This is a genomic window from Cobetia sp. 3AK (assembly GCF_029846335.1).
In the GTDB taxonomy this organism is placed as follows: Bacteria; Pseudomonadota; Gammaproteobacteria; order Pseudomonadales; family Halomonadaceae; genus Cobetia; species Cobetia marina.
On record NZ_JARWKR010000025.1, the window covers coordinates 1 to 1013 of the forward strand.

Annotated in this window: 1 protein-coding gene; it reads left to right on the plus strand. The window is 65.0% G+C overall.

The window, feature by feature from the left end:
* On the plus strand, positions 1–1013 hold a 1013-nt coding region (locus tag QD228_RS16985; protein WP_279876127.1), incomplete at both ends, for a UDP-glucose/GDP-mannose dehydrogenase family protein.

A 1013-nucleotide genomic window follows, 5' to 3' on the forward strand; every position in this document is an offset into this window, starting at 1 on the left:
CTTCACCACCGACGCCCGCGAGGCCGTCGCGCACGGCGTGCTGCAGTTCATCGCCGTGGGCACGCCGCCGGATGAAGACGGCAGTGCCGATCTCAAGTACGTGCTGGCCGTGGCGGGCACCATCGGTGAGCACATGGATGACTACAAGGTCATCATCGACAAGTCCACCGTGCCGGTGGGCACCGCGGATCGCGTGCATGCCCGCGTGGCAGAGGTGCTCAAGCACCGCGGCGTGAGCGTTGCGTTCGATGTCTGCTCCAACCCGGAATTCCTCAAGGAGGGCGCGGCGCTGGAGGACTTCACGCGCGGTGCCCGCATCGTGGTCGGCACCGATTCCGAGGCGGTGCGCGAGCGCATGCGCGAATGCTACGCCCCCTACAACCGCAACCATGAAAAGCTGATGTTCATGGATGTGCGCGCCGCCGAGCTGACCAAGTACGCCGCCAACGCGATGCTGGCCACCAAGATCAGCTTCATGAACGAGATCTCCAACCTGGCCGAGCGCCTGGGCGCGGATATCGAGGAAGTGCGCCGCGGGATCGGCAGTGACCCGCGCATCGGTTACCACTTCATCTACCCGGGCTGTGGCTACGGTGGCTCCTGCTTCCCGAAGGATGTCCAGGCGCTGGCGCGTACCGCCAGCCAGATCGGCTATGAGGCCGAGCTGCTCACCGCGGTGGAATCCGTCAACAAGCGGCAGAAGGTCACGCTGTTCGAGAAGCTGTCACGTGCCTTCGATGGCGATCTCGCCGGCAAGACCATCGCCGTCTGGGGGCTAGCCTTCAAGCCGAACACCGATGACATGCGTGACGCGCCGAGCCGCACGCTGATGGAAGCGCTGTGGGCGGCGGGTGCCAAGGTGCAGGCCTATGACCCGGAAGCGATGAAGGAATGCCGTCGTATCTACGGTGAGCGCGATGACCTGGTGCTGGTGGCGGATCGCATCCAGGCGGTCAAGGGCGCGGATGCGCTGGTGATCTGCACCGAGTGGAAGGAATTCCGCACGCTGGATG